Here is a 19318-nt window from a genome sequence, read left to right as displayed (position 1 = left end):
GGGGCGGCAAGCGGTTTGACTACTGTGCGTTCATGTTCTCCTATTCCGATGCGTCGCCCCGCTTGTGCTTGAACGCCTCGCCGACCGTGGTCTCCTCGTGACGTCCCAGGCGGCTGTGCGAGCGGCCGTACGCGAAGTACACGACGAAGCCGATCACCATCCAGATGGCGAACCGGAGCCAGGTCTCGGCGGGCAGGTTCAGCATCAGCCAGAGCGTGGCGGCGACGGACAGGACCGGGATGAAGGGCACCCACGGGGTGCGGAAGGCGCGGTGCAGGTCCGGGCGGGTGCGGCGGAGGATGATCACGCCGAGCGCGACGACCACGAAGGCGAACAGCGTGCCGATGTTCACCAGCTCGGCGAGTTCACTCAGACTGGTGAAACCGGCGATGACCGCGATGAGCACGCCGAGCAGGATGGTCGGCCGGTGCGGGGTCCGGAACCGGGGGTGGACGATGGAGAAGAAGCGGGGCAGCAGCCCGTCGCGGCTCATCGCGAAGAACACCCGGGTCTGACCGAGCAGCAGGATCATGCAGACCGTGGTCAGGCCGATGACCGCGCCGAAGCTGATCGCGCCCGCGTACCAGGGGTGACCGAGGGCCTTGAAGGCGTCGGCGAGCGGGGCGTCCACGGAGAGAGCGGTGTAGTGCTGCATGCCCGTGACGACGATGGACACCGCGACGTACAGCGCCGTGCAGATGAACAGGGAGCCGAGGATGCCGCGCGGCATGTCCCGCTGCGGGTTCTTGGTCTCCTCGGCGGCGGTGGCCACGACGTCGAAGCCGATGAAGGCGAAGAAGACGACGGAGGCGGCGGTGAAGATGCCCATCACACCGAAGTTGGACGGCGCCCAGCCGGCCATCAGCTGGATGAGCGGCGCTTTGAGAGTGCCCCCGGCCTCCACCGGCTGGGCCTTGGGGATGAACGGCTTGTAGTTGGAGCTGGTGATGAAGAAGGCACCGGCGATGATCACGATCAGGACGACCGTCACCTTGATGGCGACGACCACCTCGGTGACCCGCGCGGACAGTTTCATGCCGATCACGAGGATGGCGGTGAGCACCAGGACCAGCGCGGCGGCGAGGATGTCGAAGCCGAAGCCGTGGGCCCCGTCCCGGCCGCCGAGGTAGTCGGGCAGGTGCCAGCCCGCGTTGTCCAGGAGCGAGCGCATGTAGCCGGACCAGCCGACGGCGACCACCGCCGTGCCGAGCGCGAACTCCAGGACGAGGTCCCAGCCGATGATCCAGGCGGGCAGTTCGCCGAGGGAGGCGTACGAGAAGGTGTACGCGGATCCGGCCACCGGGACCGTGGAGGCGAACTCCGCGTAGCAGAGCGCGGCGAGTGCGCAGACGACGCCGGCCGCGACGAAGGCCAGGGAGACCGCGGGGCCCGCGTTCTCCTTGGCGACCTTGCCGGTCAGGACGAAGATGCCGGTGCCGATGATGACACCGACGCCGAAGACGGTCAGATCCAGCGCGGACAAGGATTTCTTGAGCGCGTGCTCTGGCTCCTCGGTGTCGAGGATGGACTGCTCCACCTTTTTCGTCCGGAAGAGGGAACTGCTCACGGGGTACCTCCCACGCTTGTCGTCCCCGACATGATCGAGAGGGGGCGTGGTACGTATGCCCCGAAGCATGCCGATTCACGCAAATGGGCCGGTTTCACCACTCTTGACAGTGGCAAAACCGGCCTGGAAGGACGCCTCCCCCGAGTTCCCTGTTGCTAGTCGCGCGCGGGCTCCACCGAGTCGATCTCGCTTGTCGGGCGGTCGAAGCGGCCGTCCAGCTTGGAGACCAGGCCGGTGACCTGGCGGGCGATGTCGGGGGCGGTCAGTCCGATCTCGGCCATGACCTCGGCGCGCGAGGCGTGGTCGAGGAAGCGCGGCGGGATGCCGAAGTCACGCAGCGGGACGTCGACGCCGGCGTCCCGCAGGGCCTGGGCGACCGCCGAGCCGACGCCGCCGACCCGGGAGTTGTCCTCGACGGTGACGACCACGCGGTGCCGCTCGGCGAGCGGGGCCATGGCCTCGTCGACGGGCTTGACCCAGCGCGGGTCGACGACGGTGGTGGTGATGCCCTGCTGGTCCAGCAGGCCGGCGATCTCCAGGCACATCGGGGCGAGGGCGCCCACGGAGACCAGCAGCACGTCCGGGGTGCCGGTGCCCGGCTCGCGCAGCACGTCCATGCCGCCGACGTGTCCCACGGCCGGTACGGCGGGACCGACCGCGCCCTTCGAGAAGCGCACGACGGTCGGCGCGTCCTTCACCTCGACGGCCTCGCGCAGCTGCGCGCGCACCTGGTCGGCGTCGCGCGGCGCGGCCAGCCTGAGCCCCGGTACGACCTGAAGGATCGACATGTCCCACATGCCGTTGTGGGAGGCGCCGTCGGTGCCGGTGATGCCCGCCCGGTCCAGCACGAAGGTCACACCGCACTTGTGCAGGGCCACGTCCATCAGCACCTGGTCGAAGGCGCGGTTGAGGAAGGTGGCGTACACGGCGAAGACGGGGTGCACCCCGCCCGTCGCGAGGCCCGCGGCGGAGACGGCGCCGTGCTGCTCGGCGATGCCGACGTCGTACACCCGCTCGGGGAAGGCCTTGGCGAACCGGTCGAGTCCGACCGGCTGGAGCATCGCGGCGGTGATGGCGACGATGTCCTCGCGCTCATGACCCAGCTTCACCATCTCGTCGCCGAAGACGGAGGTCCAGTCGGCCCCGGAGCTGGCGATGGGCAGGCCCGTGTCGGGGTGGATCTTGCCGACGGCGTGGAAGCGGTCGGCCTCGTCCTGGAGGGCGGGCTGGTAGCCGCGGCCCTTCTCGGTGAGGCAGTGCACGATGACGGGACCGCCGAAGCGCTTGGCGCGGGCCAGCGCCGACTCCAGGGCCTCGATGTCGTGGCCGTCGATCGGGCCGACGTACTTCAGGCCCAGGTCCTCGAACATGCCCTGCGGGGTGATGAAGTCCTTCAGGCCCTTCTTGGCGCCGTGCAGGGTCTCGTAGAGCGGCTTGCCGACGACCGGGGTGCGTTCCAGGACCTCCTTGGTGCGGGCCAGGAAGCGCTCGTAACCGTCGGTGGTGCGCAAGGTCGCGAGGTGGTTGGCGAGGCCGCCGATCGTCGGCGCGTACGACCGCTCGTTGTCGTTGACGACGATGACCAGCGGGCGGTCCTTGGCGTCGGCGATGTTGTTGAGCGCCTCCCAGGCCATGCCGCCGGTGAGGGCGCCGTCACCGATGACGGCGACGACATGGTCGTCCTTTTTGCGCAGCTGGTTGGCTTTTGCCAGACCGTCAGCCCAGCCGAGGACCGTCGAGGCGTGCGAGTTCTCGATGACGTCGTGCTCGGACTCGGCCTGCGAGGGGTAACCGGACAGGCCGCCCTTCATCTTCAGCTTGGAGAAGTCCTGCCGGCCCGTGAGCAGCTTGTGCACGTAGGACTGGTGGCCCGTGTCCCACAGCACCTTGTCCTTCGGGGACTCGAAGACACGGTGCAGGGCGATGGTGAGCTCGACCACGCCCAGGTTGGGTCCGAGATGTCCGCCTGTCTTGGAGACGGCGTCGACGAGGAAGGTCCGGATCTCCTCTGCCAGCTGGTCCAGCTCCTCCAGGCTGAGCCGGTCCAGATCGCGCGGTCCCCTGATGCGGGTCAGCAGCGGCACCCGTGCCTCCTTGCAGTAGAGCTGATCGAGCTGTTTCCGGGCCTGTCGAGTCTAATGTTCCGCCTGTGCGGCCGACGCCCGGGCTGCGCGTCATACGTCACGCGAACGGCCCTGCCCACCAGAAGGGTTCCCGAGACACCCCTGTGCCCGACACCACCATTGGCGCCGGGCACAGGGGTCTTGACGAGTAACGGCACTGCCAGACCCCTACGGCACGACCGCGCCGTACCCGACCAGAAGCACTCCCGAGACACACCTGTGCCCGACACCGCCATTGGTGCCGGGCACAGGGGTCTTGACGAGTAACGGCAGTGCGACACCCTCAGGGGCGCGGGTCCTGTCGATATGCGGCTCCGCCGCGGGGCGCGTCCAGCCACAACGAACCGGCACCCGCAGAACGACCCGCACGCCTACGACACGGCGCTACGCGGAGCGTTACGCGCGGCCCGCCGCCTTCTGGCTCTTGCGGGAGACCGAGTCGATGACCACCGCGCCCAGCAGAACCGCACCGGTGATCATGTACTGGATCGAGGTGTTCATGTTCAGCAGGTCGAGACCGGTCTGGATGGACTGGATGACCAGCATGCCGAGCAGGGCGGACCAGACGGAACCGCGTCCGCCGAAGAGGCTCGTACCACCGATGACGGCCGCCGCGATGGCGAGCATCAGGGTGTTGCCGCCACCGGCGCTCAGCGTGGCGCTCGCGGTCTGGCCGGCGAAGAACATACCGCCGACCGCCGCGAAGCCGCCGGAGATGGCGAACACGGTGATACGGATCATCGGCACGCTGATACCGGCACGGCGCGCGGCCTCGATGCCACCACCGACCGCAAAGACCTTCCGGCCGTAGGTCGTACGACGCAGTACGAAGTCGACGACCACCAGCGCGCCCAGGAAGATCACCAGCGCGTTGGAGACACCCGCGGCGTTGTTCAGCACGGCCGCGGCGGAGAAGGAGGCCACGGCGAGCAGGCCGACACGGAGCAGGATCTCGCTGGTGGGCCGGAACGGCACACCGGCCGCGCGACGGCGGCGCTGCTCGCTGAAGGAGCCCACGAAGGTCAGCACGACACCGAGGCCCGCCAGGATGTAGGCGCCGACGATGGCCTGGTCCATGAAGAAGGAGTTCTGGCCGAGCAGGTGCACCGGGCCGGAGTCGGCCGGGATGTTGATGGTGCCGCTGGAGCCGAGCAGCCACAGCATCAGACCGTTCCAGCCGAGGAAGCCGGCCAGGGTCACCACGAACGCGGGTACGCCGATCTTGGCGAAGAACCAGCCCTGCAGCGCGCCGATGACGGCGCCGATCACGATGGCCAGGGCGAGCGCCAGCCAGGCGTTCATACCGCGGTTGACGACGAAGACGGCGAACACGGTGGACGCCAGACCGCTGACCGAGCCGACGGAGAGGTCGATCTCGCCGAGCAGCAGCACGAACACCAGGCCGATGGCGAGCATGCCGGTGGCCGACAGGAAGTAGCTGATGTTGGACAGGTTGTCCGCGCTCAGGAACCGGTCGTTCTGGAGCTGGAAGATCGTCCAGATGATGATCAGGCCGATGACGACCGGCAGCGAGCCGAGTTCACCGCCCTTGACCTTGCGCTTGAACTCCGTGATGTAGCCCTTGAAGCCCTCTTCGCGGACCAGCAGTCGCGGGTCGACGACGGCCACCGGAGCGGCCGTGGGGTCGTCGGCGGGGGCCACGGTGTCCTGGGCCTTGGAAACAGGGGCGGCCTTCTCGACCTTGGACGTGTCACTCACTTTGCCGCCTCCGTGGTGCGACGCTCCGCACGACGAGTCACGGCGTTCTCCGTGGCTCCCGTGATCGCGGCGATGATCTCTTCGTGGCTGGTGCTCTTCACGGGGAAGGAGCCGTTGTTCCTGCCCAGGCGCAGGACCGCGACGGTGTCCGCGACCGCCTTCACGTCAGCCATGTTGTGGCTGATGAGGATGACGCCGAGGTTGCGCTCGCGCAGCCGCTCGACCAGGTCGAGGACCTGCGCGGTCTGCTCGACGCCGAGCGCGGCGGTGGGCTCGTCGAGGATGACGACCTTCGGGTCACCGATCAGGGCGCGGGCGATGGCGACGACCTGGCGCTGACCGCCGGAGAGGCTCGCGATCGGGATGCGGACGCTGGGGATGCGGATCGAGAGCGTGCTCAGCAGCTCCCGTGCCTGCTTCTCCATCGACACCTCGTCGATGACTCCCCGGTGCAGCAGCTCGCGACCGAGGAAGAGGTTGCCGACCACGTCGAGGTTGTCGCACAGCGCGAGGTCCTGGTAGACCGTCGCGACGCCGAGTCCCTGGGCGTCGTGCGGCTTGTTGATGCTGACCGGCCTGCCCTCCCACTCGATGACGCCCTCATCGATGGGGTGGACACCCGCGATCGTCTTGACCAGGGTCGACTTTCCTGCGCCGTTGTCGCCCACCAGGGCGACCACTTCTCCGGCGTGAACCTCCAGCTCGACGTCGGTGAGGGCCTGGACCGCACCGAATCGCTTGGAGACTCCGCGCAACGCCAGCACGGGCGTAGCGGACACGTGAACCATCTCCTTCGCCGCCTGACCGGCGGGGATGCCGCGCTTGGACTGGCGCGGAGGGACGTGCACGAAGCACGAGGTTTACAAGATGAACATGCGCGAATCCGCTGCCCTTGGCAACGGTTCCGTCCGACGCCCGGCCCGGCAGCGGGGTATGGAGGCCGGGTCGGGCGTCGGAGGGGTTCGCGGGACCGCCGTGGGCGGTCGGTGCCCGGTGAGGCTCGTACGCGCCTCACCGGGCGGGGGCCGAGTGCTTACTTGAGGCCGGCAGCCTTGCAGGCCTTGGCGTAGTCACCGGTGCAGATGTCCTGGACCGTGTACAGCTTGTCCTTGATCACCGTGTCCTTGATGTTGGCCTTGGTGACCGACACCGGGGTCAGCAGCTGGGAAGGCACCTTGTCGCCGGAGCCGCTGGTCAGCTCCTGGTTGGCGAGGGACTTGATGTCCTTGCCCTGGAGCAGGTTGACCGCGAGCTGGGCGGCGGCCTCGGCCTCCGGCTTGAAGGCCTTGTAGACGGTGGAGGACTGGGTGCCGGCGACGATGCGCTGGATGCCCGCGAGCTCCGCGTCCTGACCGGTCAGCGGGATGCCGCTGATGCCGGCGCCCTTGAGCGTGTTGGCGATGCCACCGGCCATGCCGTCGTTGGCCGAGTAGACACCCGCGATGTTCTTCTTGCCCAGCTGGGTGATGGCCGCGGACATCTTCTGGGAGGCGACGGTGTCCTTCCACAGGCCGGACTGCTCGTAGGCGATGTCGACCTTGCCGTCGAGGGCCTCGTGCGCGCCCTTCTTGAACTGGCCGGCGTTCGGGTCGGCGTCGTCACCGTTGATCATGACGACCTTCGACTTCTTGGTGGCCTTGGAGCCGAGCGAGTCGAGCAGGGCCTGGCCCTGGAGCTGGCCGACCTTGACGTTGTCGAAGGAGACGTACGCGGAGACCGGGCCCTGGGCGAGGCGGTCGTACGCGACGACCTTGATGCCCTTGTTGACGGCGGTCTGGATGGAGGACTTGATGGCGGCCGAGTCCTGGGCGCTGATCACGATGACCTTGACGCCCTTGGTGATCATGCTGCTGACCTGCTGGGCCTGCTTGGCCGGGTCACCGGCGGCGTTCGCGTACTCGACCTTGCAGTCCGAGCAGAGCTCGCTGACCTTCGCCTCGAAGTACGGCTTGTCGAACTTCTCGTAGCGCGCGGTCACGCTGTCGGGGAGCAGCAGACCGATGGTCTTGCCGCCGGAGGAGCTGCTGCTCGAAGAGTCGTCCTTCTTGTCGCCGGCCTTGCCACAAGCGGCCATGGACAGTGCCATCGAAACCGCGGCCGTACCGATGACGACTCTGCGCATCGTTGCGTTCATTTGGGGGTGCCTCCCTGACAGGGCCGCAACGCTGCGGCCGAGGTGGCTCGAAGTCAACTCGGCCGCAAGTTCGACGTCAAGAAGTAAATACTTAACGAGATGGCAACGGCGTCATGCGTTCTCTAAGTGAAGGCAGGTGCCGCAGCAGCCAGAGTACCGTCCAAAAGGGTCGAATCGCCCATCTCACTCAGGGCGAGAGCCAGCGCGCCGAGTACTTCCGCGCGGCCTCCGAGCGCCCCTGGGAGCACGGAGAGGCGGCGGGCGGCGCTGGGGATCGCATAGCGGCTCACGGACTCCCTGATGGGCCCCAGAACCAGCTCTCCGGCCTCCGCGAGATCACCGCCGAGGACCACCCGGCTCGGGTTCAGGAGATTGCAGAGATTGGCCACTCCACTGCCGATGTGGCGGCCGACGTCGGCGATCACCCGACGGCAGCCCGGATCACCGTCCCTGGCCAGCCGTACGACGCCTTCCATGGTCAGGTCGGTGCCATGACTGGACTGGAGCAGCGGGAGCACATAGCGCGCGGCCGCGAACGTCTCCAGGCAGCCGCGGTTGCCGCAGCGGCAGACCGGGCCGGACTCGTCCAGCGTAATATGCCCGATTTCACCCGCCGTGCCGCCTGGGCCGCGATAGATCTTCCCCTCGATCACCAGACCAGCACCGACACCGCTCGCGACCTTGATGTAAGCAAGATCACGAACTCCCCGGCCGCTGCCCCAGACCAGCTCGCCGAGGGCGCCCAGGTTGGCGTCGTTGTCCACGTGCACCGGTACGCCGAGCCGCCCCCGCAGCTCCTCGGCGGGTCTGGTACCGCTCCAGCCCGGCAGGATCGCGGACGAGCCGAGCGTGCCGGACTCCAGATCGATCGGGCCGGGTACGCCCAGACCCACGCCGGCAATCTTGGAGCGATCCACTCCCGTCGCCGCGATCAGGCGGTTGACCAGCTGTTCCGCCCGGTCGAAGCCCTGTGCCGCGGAGGCGTCCACATCCAGCGGCTCGGACTCCTCGGCAAGTACCTGATGGGCCAGATTGCCGACCGCTACCCGCAGATGCGTATGGCCGAAATCGACCCCGATCACTATCCCCGCGTCCCCGCTCAGGGAGACGCTGCGTGCCCTGCGGCCACCCGCCGACGTGGGCGTGACCTCGACCGTTCCGCCGTCCTTCAGCTCCCGAACGATATTGGAGACCGTTGCTGCGGACAGGCCCGTGGTCCTTGCGATCTCCGCCTGCGTGAGCGAACCGGCGAGTCGTACGGCACGCACGACCCTCTCCAGGTTGGCTCGGTGCAGTGACGACTGCGACCCCGGAGTCTCCACGACGACCTCCTGCGCGCGGGACCGCCTCGGCGAGGTCCCGTCTATGTCCAACTAGTGAACTCTAAGCTGAGCCGTTCGGGTCCGCTCCCGTCAAGAGGTTGAACTGTTTCCGGGGTCTTGCCCACACCACCGCGCGCCGCCCCCGGACCCGGGAACGGCGCGCGTACGGACCGTTTCGAAGCGCTACGCAGAGCGCCTGTCAGCAGGCACTATTTCAGGGTCGCCGAGGTCAGTCCGGCCTGCACCTGACGCTGGAAGGAGAGGTACACGACCAGCATCGGGATCATGGCGATCGTCACACCCGCGAAGAGAACTGGCAGGTCAGAGGCGTATCCTTGCTGTTGCTGGAGCTGGATGAGGCCCTGGGTGAGGACATAGCGCTCGGGGTCCGAGCCGCTCTGCGGCTGCATGAGGACCGTCGGCAGGATGAACTGGTTCCACTGGCCCAAAGTGTTGAAGATCCCGACGCTGATCAGTCCCGGCTTCGCCATCGGAAGCATCACCTGGAAGAAGGTGCGGGTGTGCGAGGCGCCGTCCAGGATGGCCGCCTCGAAGACCGCCGTGGGCAGGGTCCGGAAGAAGGCGTGCATGAAGAACACGGTGAACGGCATCGAGTAGGCGATGTAGACCAGGATCAGGCCCTGGTAGGTGTTCAGCATGTCCAGCCGTTTGACCATGAAGAACAGCGGGACCAGAGCCAGGAACACCGGGAACATCGCGCCGGCGACGAAGAAGTAGTAGAGGAGCCGGTTGCCCCAGAACTTGTAGCGGGCCAGGACGTACGCGGCCATCGAGCCGAAGAGCATCGTCAGCGGCACGCTGAACACCAGCACGATGACGGTGTTCAGGAAGTAGTCGCCGATACCCTTGTTCCAGGCGCGGTGGAAGACGTCGAAGGACCAGTCGTGCGGCCAGCCGAAGGCCGAGCCGCCGATCTGGGCGTCGGTCTTGAACGAGCTGAGCACCAGCCAGAGCAGCGGCAGCACGATCAGCAGGGCCCACAGGGCGAGGAAGCCGTGCGAGAAGACGTTCAGGACGATGCCCTCGCCGCGCTGCTCGCCGGGGTGTACGGAGACCTTGTCGACGGGCCGCTCGGCGGGAACGGCCTCGGTCTCCTTCGAAGGTGCGCTCATGTCGTCGTATCTCCCGCTCAGAACTCGACGCGCTCGCGGCGGGTGGCGCGCAGCATGACCACGGACAGGACCAGGGTGAGCACCAGCATGACCACGCCCATGGCACAGGCGTAGCCGCTCTTCCCGAAGTATTGGAAGTTGCGCATCATCACCGTCGACATCACGTCGCTGTGGTGATCGGGGCCGCCGCCGTACGCGCCCATGTTCTGAGTCATGGAAGAAACCAGGACGAACATGTCCATCGCGACGATACCCAGATAGACCCACGCGGTCTGCACGGTGTCCCACAACAGGGGCAAAGTGATGCGGAAGAAGGACTGGTTGCGGCCCGCGCCGTCGATGAGGGCGGCCTCGTAGATGTCCTTCGGAATGGACTGCATGGCGGCCGAGAACAGCACCAGATAGAAGCCGACGCCGTGCCAGACCACGGCGGCGATCAGCATCCACAGCACCAGGTTGGGCTCGTTGAGCCATTCCATGGGATTGTCGGGGTCGACGAGTCCGAGTTTGATCAGGAAGCCGTTGAGCAGGCCGCCGCCGTCACTGCGGTACACCGCGTTGAACAGCACCGCGACGATCGCCAGCGACAGCACCTGCGGGAAGAAGTAGACGATTTTGTAGAACCGGGATCCGGCGACGCCCTGCACTCCGCCCGCCCTGCCGCGGCCGCCCGCGTTCACCATGAAGGCGAAGAACAGGGCGAGCAGAATGGTGATCACCGGGATGAAGATCAGGAACAGGATGTTGTGCCAGATGGCCTGCATGAAGACGTCGTCCTGGAACAGCGCCTTGTAGTTGTCCAGTCCGACGAACTTGAAGGTCTGCGACTGGCCCTTCCAGTCGGTCAGCGAATAGCCGAACGTCTGGATGTACGGCCAGATCACGAAGATCACGTAAAGCGCCACGGGCACGAAGAGAAATCCCGCGACGAATCTGTACTGCCCTTTGCGCATTGGCCTTCCTGCCCCTGGTGTCCTCCCCCGGGCCGGATCGCTCCGGCCCGGGATACGGCGTGCGGTCAGTCCCGGTGGTTCTTCTTGGAGGCCGGGTCCTTGGCCTGCTTGTCGACCGCGGCCTGGGCCCGCTTGAGCCACTCCTTCGGCTGGATGCGCTTGGCCATCAGTTCGTTGGAGGCCGCCTGGATGGCGGTGTCCATCTCGCTGTACCACTCGGGGTAGAGGTACCGGAAGGTGTTGTCACCGGCCGCCTTGGACGCCTCGACCGTGGACTGGGTGCCCGGCCGGAGCTTGACGCTGGGGTCGACGCCGTCCTTGAGGATGGTGAGCGAGTTGGCCTCCTTGGCGAACAGCGTCGACCACTCCTTGGAGAGCATGCGGCGCATGAACTCCTTCGCCCCGGCCAGGTTCTTCGCCTTCGCCGGGATGATGAAGGGCTCGCCGGAGCCGGCCCGGATCGCCTCGAACGGCAGCTTGCTGCCGGGCAGCAGCGGCATCGGCATGAACTTCATGTCGAAGTCCGCGGGCGTCTGCTTGAGCTGCTCGTTCTCCAGCCAGGAGCCACAGGTGATGAAGGCGGCCTTGTACTGGTTCCAGCGGGTCTGGGACTCGGTGTGGGTCAGGCCGTTGGTGCCGGGCATCAGCAGGCCCTTCTCGACGACCTCGTAGATCGCCTCGACACCGGCCTTGGCCGCGTCCGAGCCGACGAACGCCTTGGGGTCGAGGTTGTCGATCGCCTTCATCGCGTCCAGACCGCCGGTCTTGGCGATCAGGTCCATGATGGCGACGTTGATGTAGTACGGGTACTTGCCCTGGTGGGCCAGGCCGCCGATGCCCTGCTTCTTGGCGTCCTGGCAGACGGTGAGGAAGTCGGCCCAGGTCTTGGGCTCCTGCCAGCCCTTCTCCTTGAAGAGCTTGCCGGAGTACCACAGACCCCACACGGTGTAGATGTAGTTGAGGGCGACGATCTTGCCCTCCTGCATACCCGCGTCGAGGGTGCCGGGGATGATGAGGTCACGGACCTTCTTGCTCGGGTCGTCGACCGCCGGCGCGTCGAGCACCGGGGCGAGGTCGAGCAGCTGGCCGTTCTTGTAGAGGACGTCGATCTTGATCTGCTGGGCGCCTGAGTCGTCCACGATGTCCGGCGGGTTGCCGGCGTTGAAGCGCGGCTGGAGCTTGCCCGTGATCTCCTGGGTGCCGGTGTGGGCGGAGGTGATGCCGAGCTTCTTCTTGTAGTCCGCCTCCCACGCCTTGGCGTAGTCGTCGCCGTAGCCGCCCTTGAAGACGACGACGTCGAGATTGCCGCCCTTCTTCACGCCGAACGGGTTCGACTTGGACGTCTTGCCCTGGTCGCCGCCGTCGTTGGAGCCGTCGCCACCGCCGCTCGCGCAGGCGGACAGGAAGCCCGCCGTGGGAATGGTGAGCAGACCGAGTGCGGCGGACCGCTTGATCAGATCACGGCGGCCCACACCCTCGGCACCGTGGTTCGCTGCGGATTGGGATCCCATGCTCAAGTCCTCGCCTTCTCCAGGACTCAGGCGGTGAACCGGATCCTCCCCGGCACCGCGGTCGGGTAGCGCTGGGTCGTGCAGGAAACGCCGACAGGTATAGTCCACTTCCGGCCGACGGAGCAAGATCGAACGCAAGGTTGGCCATGGGTCTTTTCCGAGTTGAGACCTCACGGAAATATGAGCCGCCTGTGACCGCGCTGCCGGAAAAGTCCGCGACATAGGCCCCTGAATGCCACACCCAACACCCTTGACATCAATGGCCACTTGGCCACCTACTGGATCCTGCGCACGAATTTGACAACGTTGTCCGAAGCCCGCGCAGGGAGGGAACCCGTTTTGTTGCAGCGGAGAACTCGGCACAGATTCGGTACGGCGGCCGTCCTCACGACCGCCTTCGCCATGGCGGTGGCCTCGCAGGGAGCCGCGGTCGCCCGGCCCGACCGGACGCCCGCCGCCGACCGGGAGTTCGCATCCTCGTTCGAAGCTGACGACCCGGCCCCGGACTGGCTGAACACCGTCGACACGGCGCCGGACGGGAGCAAGCGCGCCTCGGGCGTCGACGGCGGCTACAGCACCGGCATCCCGGGCAATGTGACCGACCATGTCACCGACGTTCGGGCGAGCGCCGAGAACACGGGCGCGGGCGAGGTGAAGGAGAACCTCGTCGACGGCGAACCGGGCACGAAGTGGCTGGCCTTCGAGCCCACCGGCTGGGTCGAGTTCGACCTGGACAAACCCATCGAACTCATGACGTACGCGCTCACGTCGGCCAATGACTACGACGAGCGCGACCCGAAGGACTGGACCCTTCAGGGCTCGACGGACGGCAAGGACTGGAAGACCCTCGACACCCGCTCCGGCGAGACCTTCTCCGAACGCTTCCGGACCAAGTCGTACGACCTCGCCCAGCCGGCCGAGTACCAGCACTTCCGGCTCGACATCACGAAGAACAACGGCGCCCCCGGCATCGTGCAGCTCGCCGATGTCCAGTTCTCGACGGGCGGCAGCGGCGGCCCGGTCCCGCAGGACATGCTCTCCCTCGTCGACCACGGGCCGAGCGGCTCGCCGACCGCCAAGGCCCGCGCCGGCTTCACCGGCACCCGGGCCCTGCGGTACGCGGGGCGGCACACGGGGGCCGGCCACGCGTACTCGTACAACAAGGTCTTCGACGTGAACGTGAAGGTCGGCCGGGACACACAGCTGGCGTACCGGATCTTCCCGTCGATGGCCGACGGCGACCGCGACTACGACGCCACGAACGTCTCCGTCGACCTGGCCTTCACCGACGGCACCTATCTGAGCGACCTCGGCGCGAGGGACCAGCACGGCTTCCCGCTCTCCCCGCGGGGCCAGGGCGCCGCCAAGGCGCTGTACGTCAACCAGTGGAACGACGTGGCCTCGCGCATCGGCTCGGTCGCCGCGGGCAGGACGGTCGACCGGATCCTGCTGGCCTACGACTCCCCGAGCGGCCCCGCCAAGTTCCGCGGCTGGATCGACGACGTGACTCTGCGGCCCATCGCCCCGGAGCCGCCCAGGGCCCATCTGTCCGACTACGCGCTGACCACCCGCGGCACCAACTCCAGCGGCAGCTTCTCGCGCGGCAACAACTTCCCGGCGACGGCCCTGCCGCACGGCTTCAACTTCTGGACGCCGGTGACCAACGCGTCCTCGCTGAGCTGGCTCTACGAGTACGCGCGCGCCAACAACGACGCCAACCTGCCGACCATCCAGGCGTTCAGCGCCAGTCATGAGCCCAGCCCCTGGATGGGTGACCGGCAGACCTTCCAGCTGATGCCGTCGGCCGCCGCCGGCACCCCGGACACCGGCCGCACGGCACGGGCACTGGCCTTCCGGCACGAGAACGAGACGGCACGGCCGTACTACTACGGCGTACGGTTCGAGAACGGGCTCAGGGCCGAGATGACCCCGACCGACCACGCCGCCGCGCTGCGCTTCAGCTACCCCGGCGACGACGCGAGCGTGCTCTTCGACAACGTCACCGAGCAGGCGGGCCTCACCCTCGACAAGGACCACGGGATCGTCACCGGCTACTCCGACGTGAAGTCGGGCCTGTCCACGGGCGCGACCCGGCTCTTCGTGTACGGGCAGTTCGACAAGCCGGTGACGGACGGCGACTCCAGTGGCGTCAAGGGCTATCTGAGGTTCGACGCGGGCGCGGACCGCACCGTCACCCTGCGCCTGGCCACCTCGCTCATCAGCATCGACCAGGCGAAGGACAATCTGCGCCAGGAGATCCCTGACGGCACCTCCTTCGCGACGGTGAAGGCACGCGCCCAGCGGACCTGGGACCGGCTGCTCGGCAAGGTCGAGGTCGAGGGCGCCACCCCGGACCAGCTGACCACGCTGTACTCCAGCATGTACCGGCTGTACCTGTACCCCAACTCCGGCTTCGAGAAGGTGGCGGGCAAGGACCAGTACGCCTCCCCGTTCTCCCCCATGCCGGGCCCGGACACACCCACGCACACCGGCGCGAAGATCGTGGACGGCAGGGTGTACGTCAACAACGGCTTCTGGGACACCTATCGCACGACCTGGCCGTCCTACTCGCTCCTGACACCCAGTCAGGCGGGCGACATGGTCGACGGGTTCGTGCAGCAGTACAAGGACGGCGGCTGGACCTCCCGCTGGTCCTCCCCCGGCTACGCCGACCTGATGACCGGCACCTCCTCCGACGTCGCGTTCGCGGACGCGTACGTCAAGGGCGTCCGCTTCGACGCGAAGGCGGCGTACGACGCGGCCCTGAAGAACGCCACCGTCGTCCCGCCGACCTCGGGTGTGGGCCGCAAGGGCATGAGCACCTCGCCCTTCCTCGGCTACACCGGCACCGACACGCACGAGGGCCTGTCATGGGCGATGGAGGGCTACGTCAACGACTACGGCATCGCCAAGATGGGCGAGGCCCTCTACGAGAAGACCAAGGAGAAGCACTACAAGGACGAGTCCGAGTACTTCCTCAACCGCGCCCAGGACTACGTCGACCTCTTCGACTCAAAGGCGGGCTTCTTCCAGGGCCGTGACGCCAAGGGGAACTGGCGCCTGGACTCGTCGAAGTACGACCCGCGCGTGTGGGGGTACGACTACACCGAGACCAACGGCTGGGGCTACGCCTTCACCGCCCCGCAGGACAGCCGGGGCCTCGCCAACCTCTACGGCGGCCGCGGCGCCCTGGGCGACAAGCTCGACGAGTACTTCTCCACCCCGGAGACCGCCTCCCCCGACTTCGTCGGCTCCTACGGCGGCGTCATCCACGAGATGACCGAGGCACGGGACGTGCGGATGGGCATGTACGGCCACTCCAACCAGGTCGCGCACCATGTGATCTACATGTACGACGCGGCAGGTCAGCCCTGGAAGGCGCAGCGGTACGTCCGCGAGGCGCTCTCCCGCCTCTACACGGGCAGCGAGATCGGACAGGGCTACCACGGCGACGAGGACAACGGCGAGCAGTCGGCCTGGTATCTCTTCTCCTCGCTCGGCTTCTACCCGCTCGTCATGGGCAGCGGTGAGTACGCCATCGGCTCCCCGCTGTTCACCAAGGCGACCGTGCACCTGGAGAACGGCCGGGACCTGGTGATCAGGGCACCCAGGAACAGCGCGAAGAACGTGTACGTACAGGGTCTGACCGTCAACGGCCGTCCCTGGACGTCGACTTCGCTCCCCCACTCGTTGCTCGCCAGGGGCGGGGTGCTGGACTTCCGCATGGGAGCCAAGCCCTCGGCCTGGGGCACCGGCAAGAACGCGGCGCCGGTCTCCATCACCCGGGACGACAAGGTCCCGACGCCGCGCGCGGACGTGCTGAAGGGCGACGGCGCCCTGTTCGACAACACGTCGGCGACGGACGCCGCGGTCACCTCGGTGGACCTGCCGGTGGGCGGCGCCACCAAGGCCGTCCAGTACACGCTGACGTCGTCCACGGACCGCACGAAGGCACCGGCCGGCTGGACGCTGCAGGGCTCGGCGGACGGCACGACCTGGCAGACCCTGGACCGACGCACCGGAGAGTCGTTCGCCTGGGACCGCCAGACCCGGGCGTTCACGATCGCCTCGCCGGGCTCGTACACGAAGTACCGCCTGGTCCTGGACGGCGAGGCGACGCTGGCGGAGGTGGAGCTGCTGGCCTGACCGTCCTCCTCAGCCGGCGGTACGTTCCAGCGCCGCCTCCAGTTGCGCCACACGACGGGGGGCGTCGATGGAGCGGACCAGTTCCAGCGCCTCGCCGTACGCCGCACGGGCGGCGGCGGGGCGCTCGGCGTGGAGGTGGATGTCGCCGAGGATGGTGAGCATGGTCGCCAGACCCGCCTGGTCACCCCGGTCGCGGTGGAACCCGATGGCGGGCGACAGGATCTCCTCGGCTTCGGCATACCGGCCCATCTGGTCGTACGCCAGGGCGAGATGCCACTGGCACCAGACGATCTCGGCGTCGTCCCCGCGTCGTCCGCTCTCCGCCAGGGCGTCCTCGAGCACGCGTGCCGCGTCCTGCGGGCGGTCCAACTGCCGGTAGGCGTCCCCCATGTGCGCGGCGAGCCAGATCTCGGCGCCCTTGTCGCCGCGTCGCTGGTAGAGGGCCCGGGCGTCGGCGTAGCGGCGCAGACCGTCCTGAGGGCGGTCGAGATCGCACTGGAGGTCGCCGAAGTGCGTGAGGATCCAGCCTTCTTTGTCCTGGTCGCCCGCGCCGCGTGCGATGTCCAGGGCCCGCTCGTACAGGCCGGTGGTCTCCTGCCGTCGTCCCAGGGCGCGGCGGGCCTCGGCGAGGTGGATGAGCGATCCGAGTTCGGCGGGTTCGTCGTGCAGTCGGCGTGCCGCTTCCACGGCCATGGCCTTGACCGCCTCCATCTCCTCCCAGTGGCTCCGGTGGAAGAGCAGTCCGTACAGCGAGCCGGCCAGCGCCAGGAGCGGCTCCCACTCCTGGGCGTCGTATGCCTGGCGCACCGCTGCCTGGACGTTCAGGTGTTCCTCGGTGAACCAGCCGATCGCGGCCTCGGGCGGCAGTTCGTGAGCCCCTGGCCTGCTCATCCACCCGTCGAGCCGGTTTGCGTACCACTCGAGGGAGCGCCGGACGGCCGCGTGCCGCTCGGTCTCCGGTTCGCTCTGCTCGGCGTGCTCCCTCGCGTACAGGCGCAGCAGGTCGTGCAGCCGGTAGCGCCCGCCGGTGACGTCGACGACCTCGACCAGTTGCCGGTCGGCGAGTTCGCCGAGCAGCCTTTCGGTGTCCTCCATCCCGGTGTCGGCGCAGCTCGCCGCCAGCTCGGGCACGAAATCGGCCCCGGCGAGCAGGCCGAGGTGCCGGAACAGGCGGCGGGTGTCCGGCCGCAGCGCCCGGTAGCTGAGCTCGAAGGTGCTCCGTACCCCGATGTCCTCGCCGTCCAGTTGCCCCTCCAGTTGCGAGATGCGCTGTCGTTCGTCGGCCAGCAACGTAGCGTGCGCGCTCAGCGTCTTGCGCAGGGCGAGGACGTTCCCTCCGGTGATGCGGATGGCGAGGGGCAGGCCGCCCAGGAGGGCGACGATGTCGTTCGCCGCGTCCGGCTCACGGGCGATCCGTTCGACGCCGACGATCCGCTCGAAGAGTCGCAGCGCGTCCACCGAGGGCAGCGGCTCGACCGGCAGCCGGTCCGCGCCGGTGACCGAGGGCAGCTCCGAGCGGCTGGTGAGGAGGGCGGCGCTGCCCGGCGCCACGGGGAGCAGCGGGACGATCCGGGCCACTTCGGCGACGTTGTCGAGAACGAGCAGGCTCGGGCCGTCCGAGAGCCGTTTCTGCAGTTCGGCGCGGCGGGACGGGGCATCGGGCGGCAGGCTGTCGCCGGTCAGTCCGAAGGCCTGCAGTACCTGGATCATCGCGGCGTCGGTGGACACGTCGAAGTGCCCTCCGCCGAGGTCGACCTGGATGCGCGCGTGCCGGAAGGTGGGCGCCAGCCGGTGGGCGATCTGGGTGGCCAGCTGTGTCTTTCCGACACCGGCCATGCCGTGCAGGACCACGACCGGGGCGCTGTCCGCCAGGCGGTCGGTGAGCAGCACGGTCGCCTTCGCGATCACCCGCTCCCGGTCGGTGAAGTCGGAGACAGCGCGGCCGAGTTGTGCGTACCGGGTCGGGCGGCGTCCGGTGCCCGACCCGGCACGTGGCAGGACGGCCCAGTTGTCGAGCTTCAGGTCCCGCCACCACGGCGTGCCCTCCCCCAGCGCCCGCAGTCCCGTCACCGGAGCCACGGTCAGGGTGGACGCCCCTTCGGGAAGGTGGTGCTGGGTGATGACCCCCACGGCCAGCGCTCCGAGCTCCGGGTCGTCGCTGAACACCACGGCCCCGGACATGCCGCGCCACTGTGAGCCGTGTCCCGCGCGGGGTCCCAGCGGTTCGGGCGTCGACGTCGTGCGCAGTTCCAGCAGTCCACGCCGCACATGGGACCCCGGTGGGATGACGCCCTGGATCTGGACACTGTCCCGCAGGGGGACGTCGGCCCGTTCCTCGAGATGCTCGTTCCACCCCGGATAGCCGATGGCCCAGCAGTTCTCCACCAGCCTGGTCTGGTGGCGGTCGACGCGGGCGAACCGGACGACGGGCATGTCGTCCAGGGACGGATCGGCGGGCACCTGCAGCAGGGCGATGTCCTTGCCCCGGTCCGCGGCCAGTATGGTCGCCGGCAGCTCGGAGACGTCCCCGCGCCGCACGGTGAGCGGGTCGTCGGGGCTGCCGTCGGTGAGGACGTTGTGCGCGGCGGTGAGCACCAGCCGGCCGCCCACGAGGTAGCCGGAGCCGACGCTCCAGGCGCCCGACGCGCGTCTGCGCAGCACTTCCACCGCGCGATCCACCGGGTTGATCACCAGTGTCCTCCGCGGCCGC

General features: G+C 68.0%; 11 protein-coding genes. 1 reads left to right on the top strand and 10 read right to left on the bottom strand.

Annotation, left to right across the window (positions count from 1 at the left end; all coding sequences use genetic code 11):
* Positions 1-40: 40 nt before the first annotated feature.
* The 9 genes from N8I87_RS31310 to ngcE all read right to left on the bottom strand — a co-directional run bounded on the left by N8I87_RS31310 (position 41) and on the right by ngcE (position 12462).
* On the bottom strand, positions 41-1567 hold the full coding sequence (locus N8I87_RS31310; protein WP_263213739.1) for an amino acid permease: 1527 nt from the start codon (positions 1565-1567) through the stop codon (positions 41-43).
* Between the two features lie 155 nt (positions 1568-1722).
* A complete protein-coding gene (gene dxs, locus N8I87_RS31305) occupies positions 1723-3651 on the bottom strand; it encodes a 1-deoxy-D-xylulose-5-phosphate synthase (protein WP_263213737.1) in 1929 nt (642 codons plus the stop codon).
* 435 nt (positions 3652-4086) lie between these two features.
* The gene (locus tag N8I87_RS31300) at positions 4087-5409 is read right to left on the bottom strand and encodes a sugar ABC transporter permease (protein ID WP_263213735.1); all 1323 of its coding nucleotides are present in this window, start codon (positions 5407-5409) and stop codon (positions 4087-4089) included.
* Positions 5406-6197 carry an ATP-binding cassette domain-containing protein gene (locus N8I87_RS31295; protein WP_263216752.1) on the bottom strand — a complete coding sequence of 264 codons (792 nt, stop codon included), beginning with the start codon at positions 6195-6197 and terminating at the stop codon, positions 5406-5408. The genes N8I87_RS31300 and N8I87_RS31295 overlap by 4 nt, the downstream gene beginning before the upstream one ends.
* Before the next feature lie 245 nt (positions 6198-6442).
* Positions 6443-7543 (bottom strand): sugar ABC transporter substrate-binding protein, encoded by a 1101-nt coding sequence (locus N8I87_RS31290; protein ID WP_263213733.1) that lies wholly within the window; start codon positions 7541-7543, stop codon positions 6443-6445.
* Positions 7544-7665: 122 nt separating this feature from the next.
* Complete coding sequence (locus N8I87_RS31285) at positions 7666-8865, bottom strand: ROK family transcriptional regulator (RefSeq protein ID WP_263213732.1); 1200 nt, start codon at positions 8863-8865, stop codon at positions 7666-7668.
* A 209-nt stretch (positions 8866-9074) separates the two neighbouring features.
* Positions 9075-9998 (bottom strand): carbohydrate ABC transporter permease, encoded by a 924-nt coding sequence (locus tag N8I87_RS31280; RefSeq protein ID WP_263213730.1) that lies wholly within the window; start codon positions 9996-9998, stop codon positions 9075-9077.
* Positions 9999-10015: 17 nt separating this feature from the next.
* Positions 10016-10951, bottom strand: a complete 936-nt coding sequence (locus N8I87_RS31275; RefSeq protein WP_263213729.1) for a carbohydrate ABC transporter permease — start codon at positions 10949-10951, stop codon at positions 10016-10018.
* Positions 10952-11016: 65 nt separating this feature from the next.
* Positions 11017-12462 (bottom strand): N-acetylglucosamine/diacetylchitobiose ABC transporter substrate-binding protein, encoded by a 1446-nt coding sequence (ngcE, locus tag N8I87_RS31270; RefSeq protein ID WP_263213727.1) that lies wholly within the window; start codon positions 12460-12462, stop codon positions 11017-11019.
* Positions 12463-12864: 402 nt separating this feature from the next.
* Here ngcE and N8I87_RS31265 point away from each other — a divergent pair, with 402 nt between their 5' ends.
* Positions 12865-16608 (top strand): GH92 family glycosyl hydrolase, encoded by a 3744-nt coding sequence (locus N8I87_RS31265; protein WP_263216750.1) that lies wholly within the window; start codon positions 12865-12867, stop codon positions 16606-16608.
* A gap of 9 nt (positions 16609-16617) precedes the next feature.
* On the opposite strand, the gene N8I87_RS31260 is transcribed toward N8I87_RS31265, so the two are convergent.
* Complete coding sequence (locus tag N8I87_RS31260) at positions 16618-19299, bottom strand: tetratricopeptide repeat protein (RefSeq protein WP_263213726.1); 2682 nt, start codon at positions 19297-19299, stop codon at positions 16618-16620.
* Positions 19300-19318: the final 19 nt, after the last annotated feature.

The organism is Streptomyces sp. HUAS 15-9, from assembly GCF_025642155.1.
GTDB lineage: Bacteria > Actinomycetota > Actinomycetes > Streptomycetales > Streptomycetaceae > Streptomyces.
The sequence above is the reverse complement of the archived record's forward strand: the minus strand, read 5'-3'. Positions and strand labels throughout refer to the sequence as shown.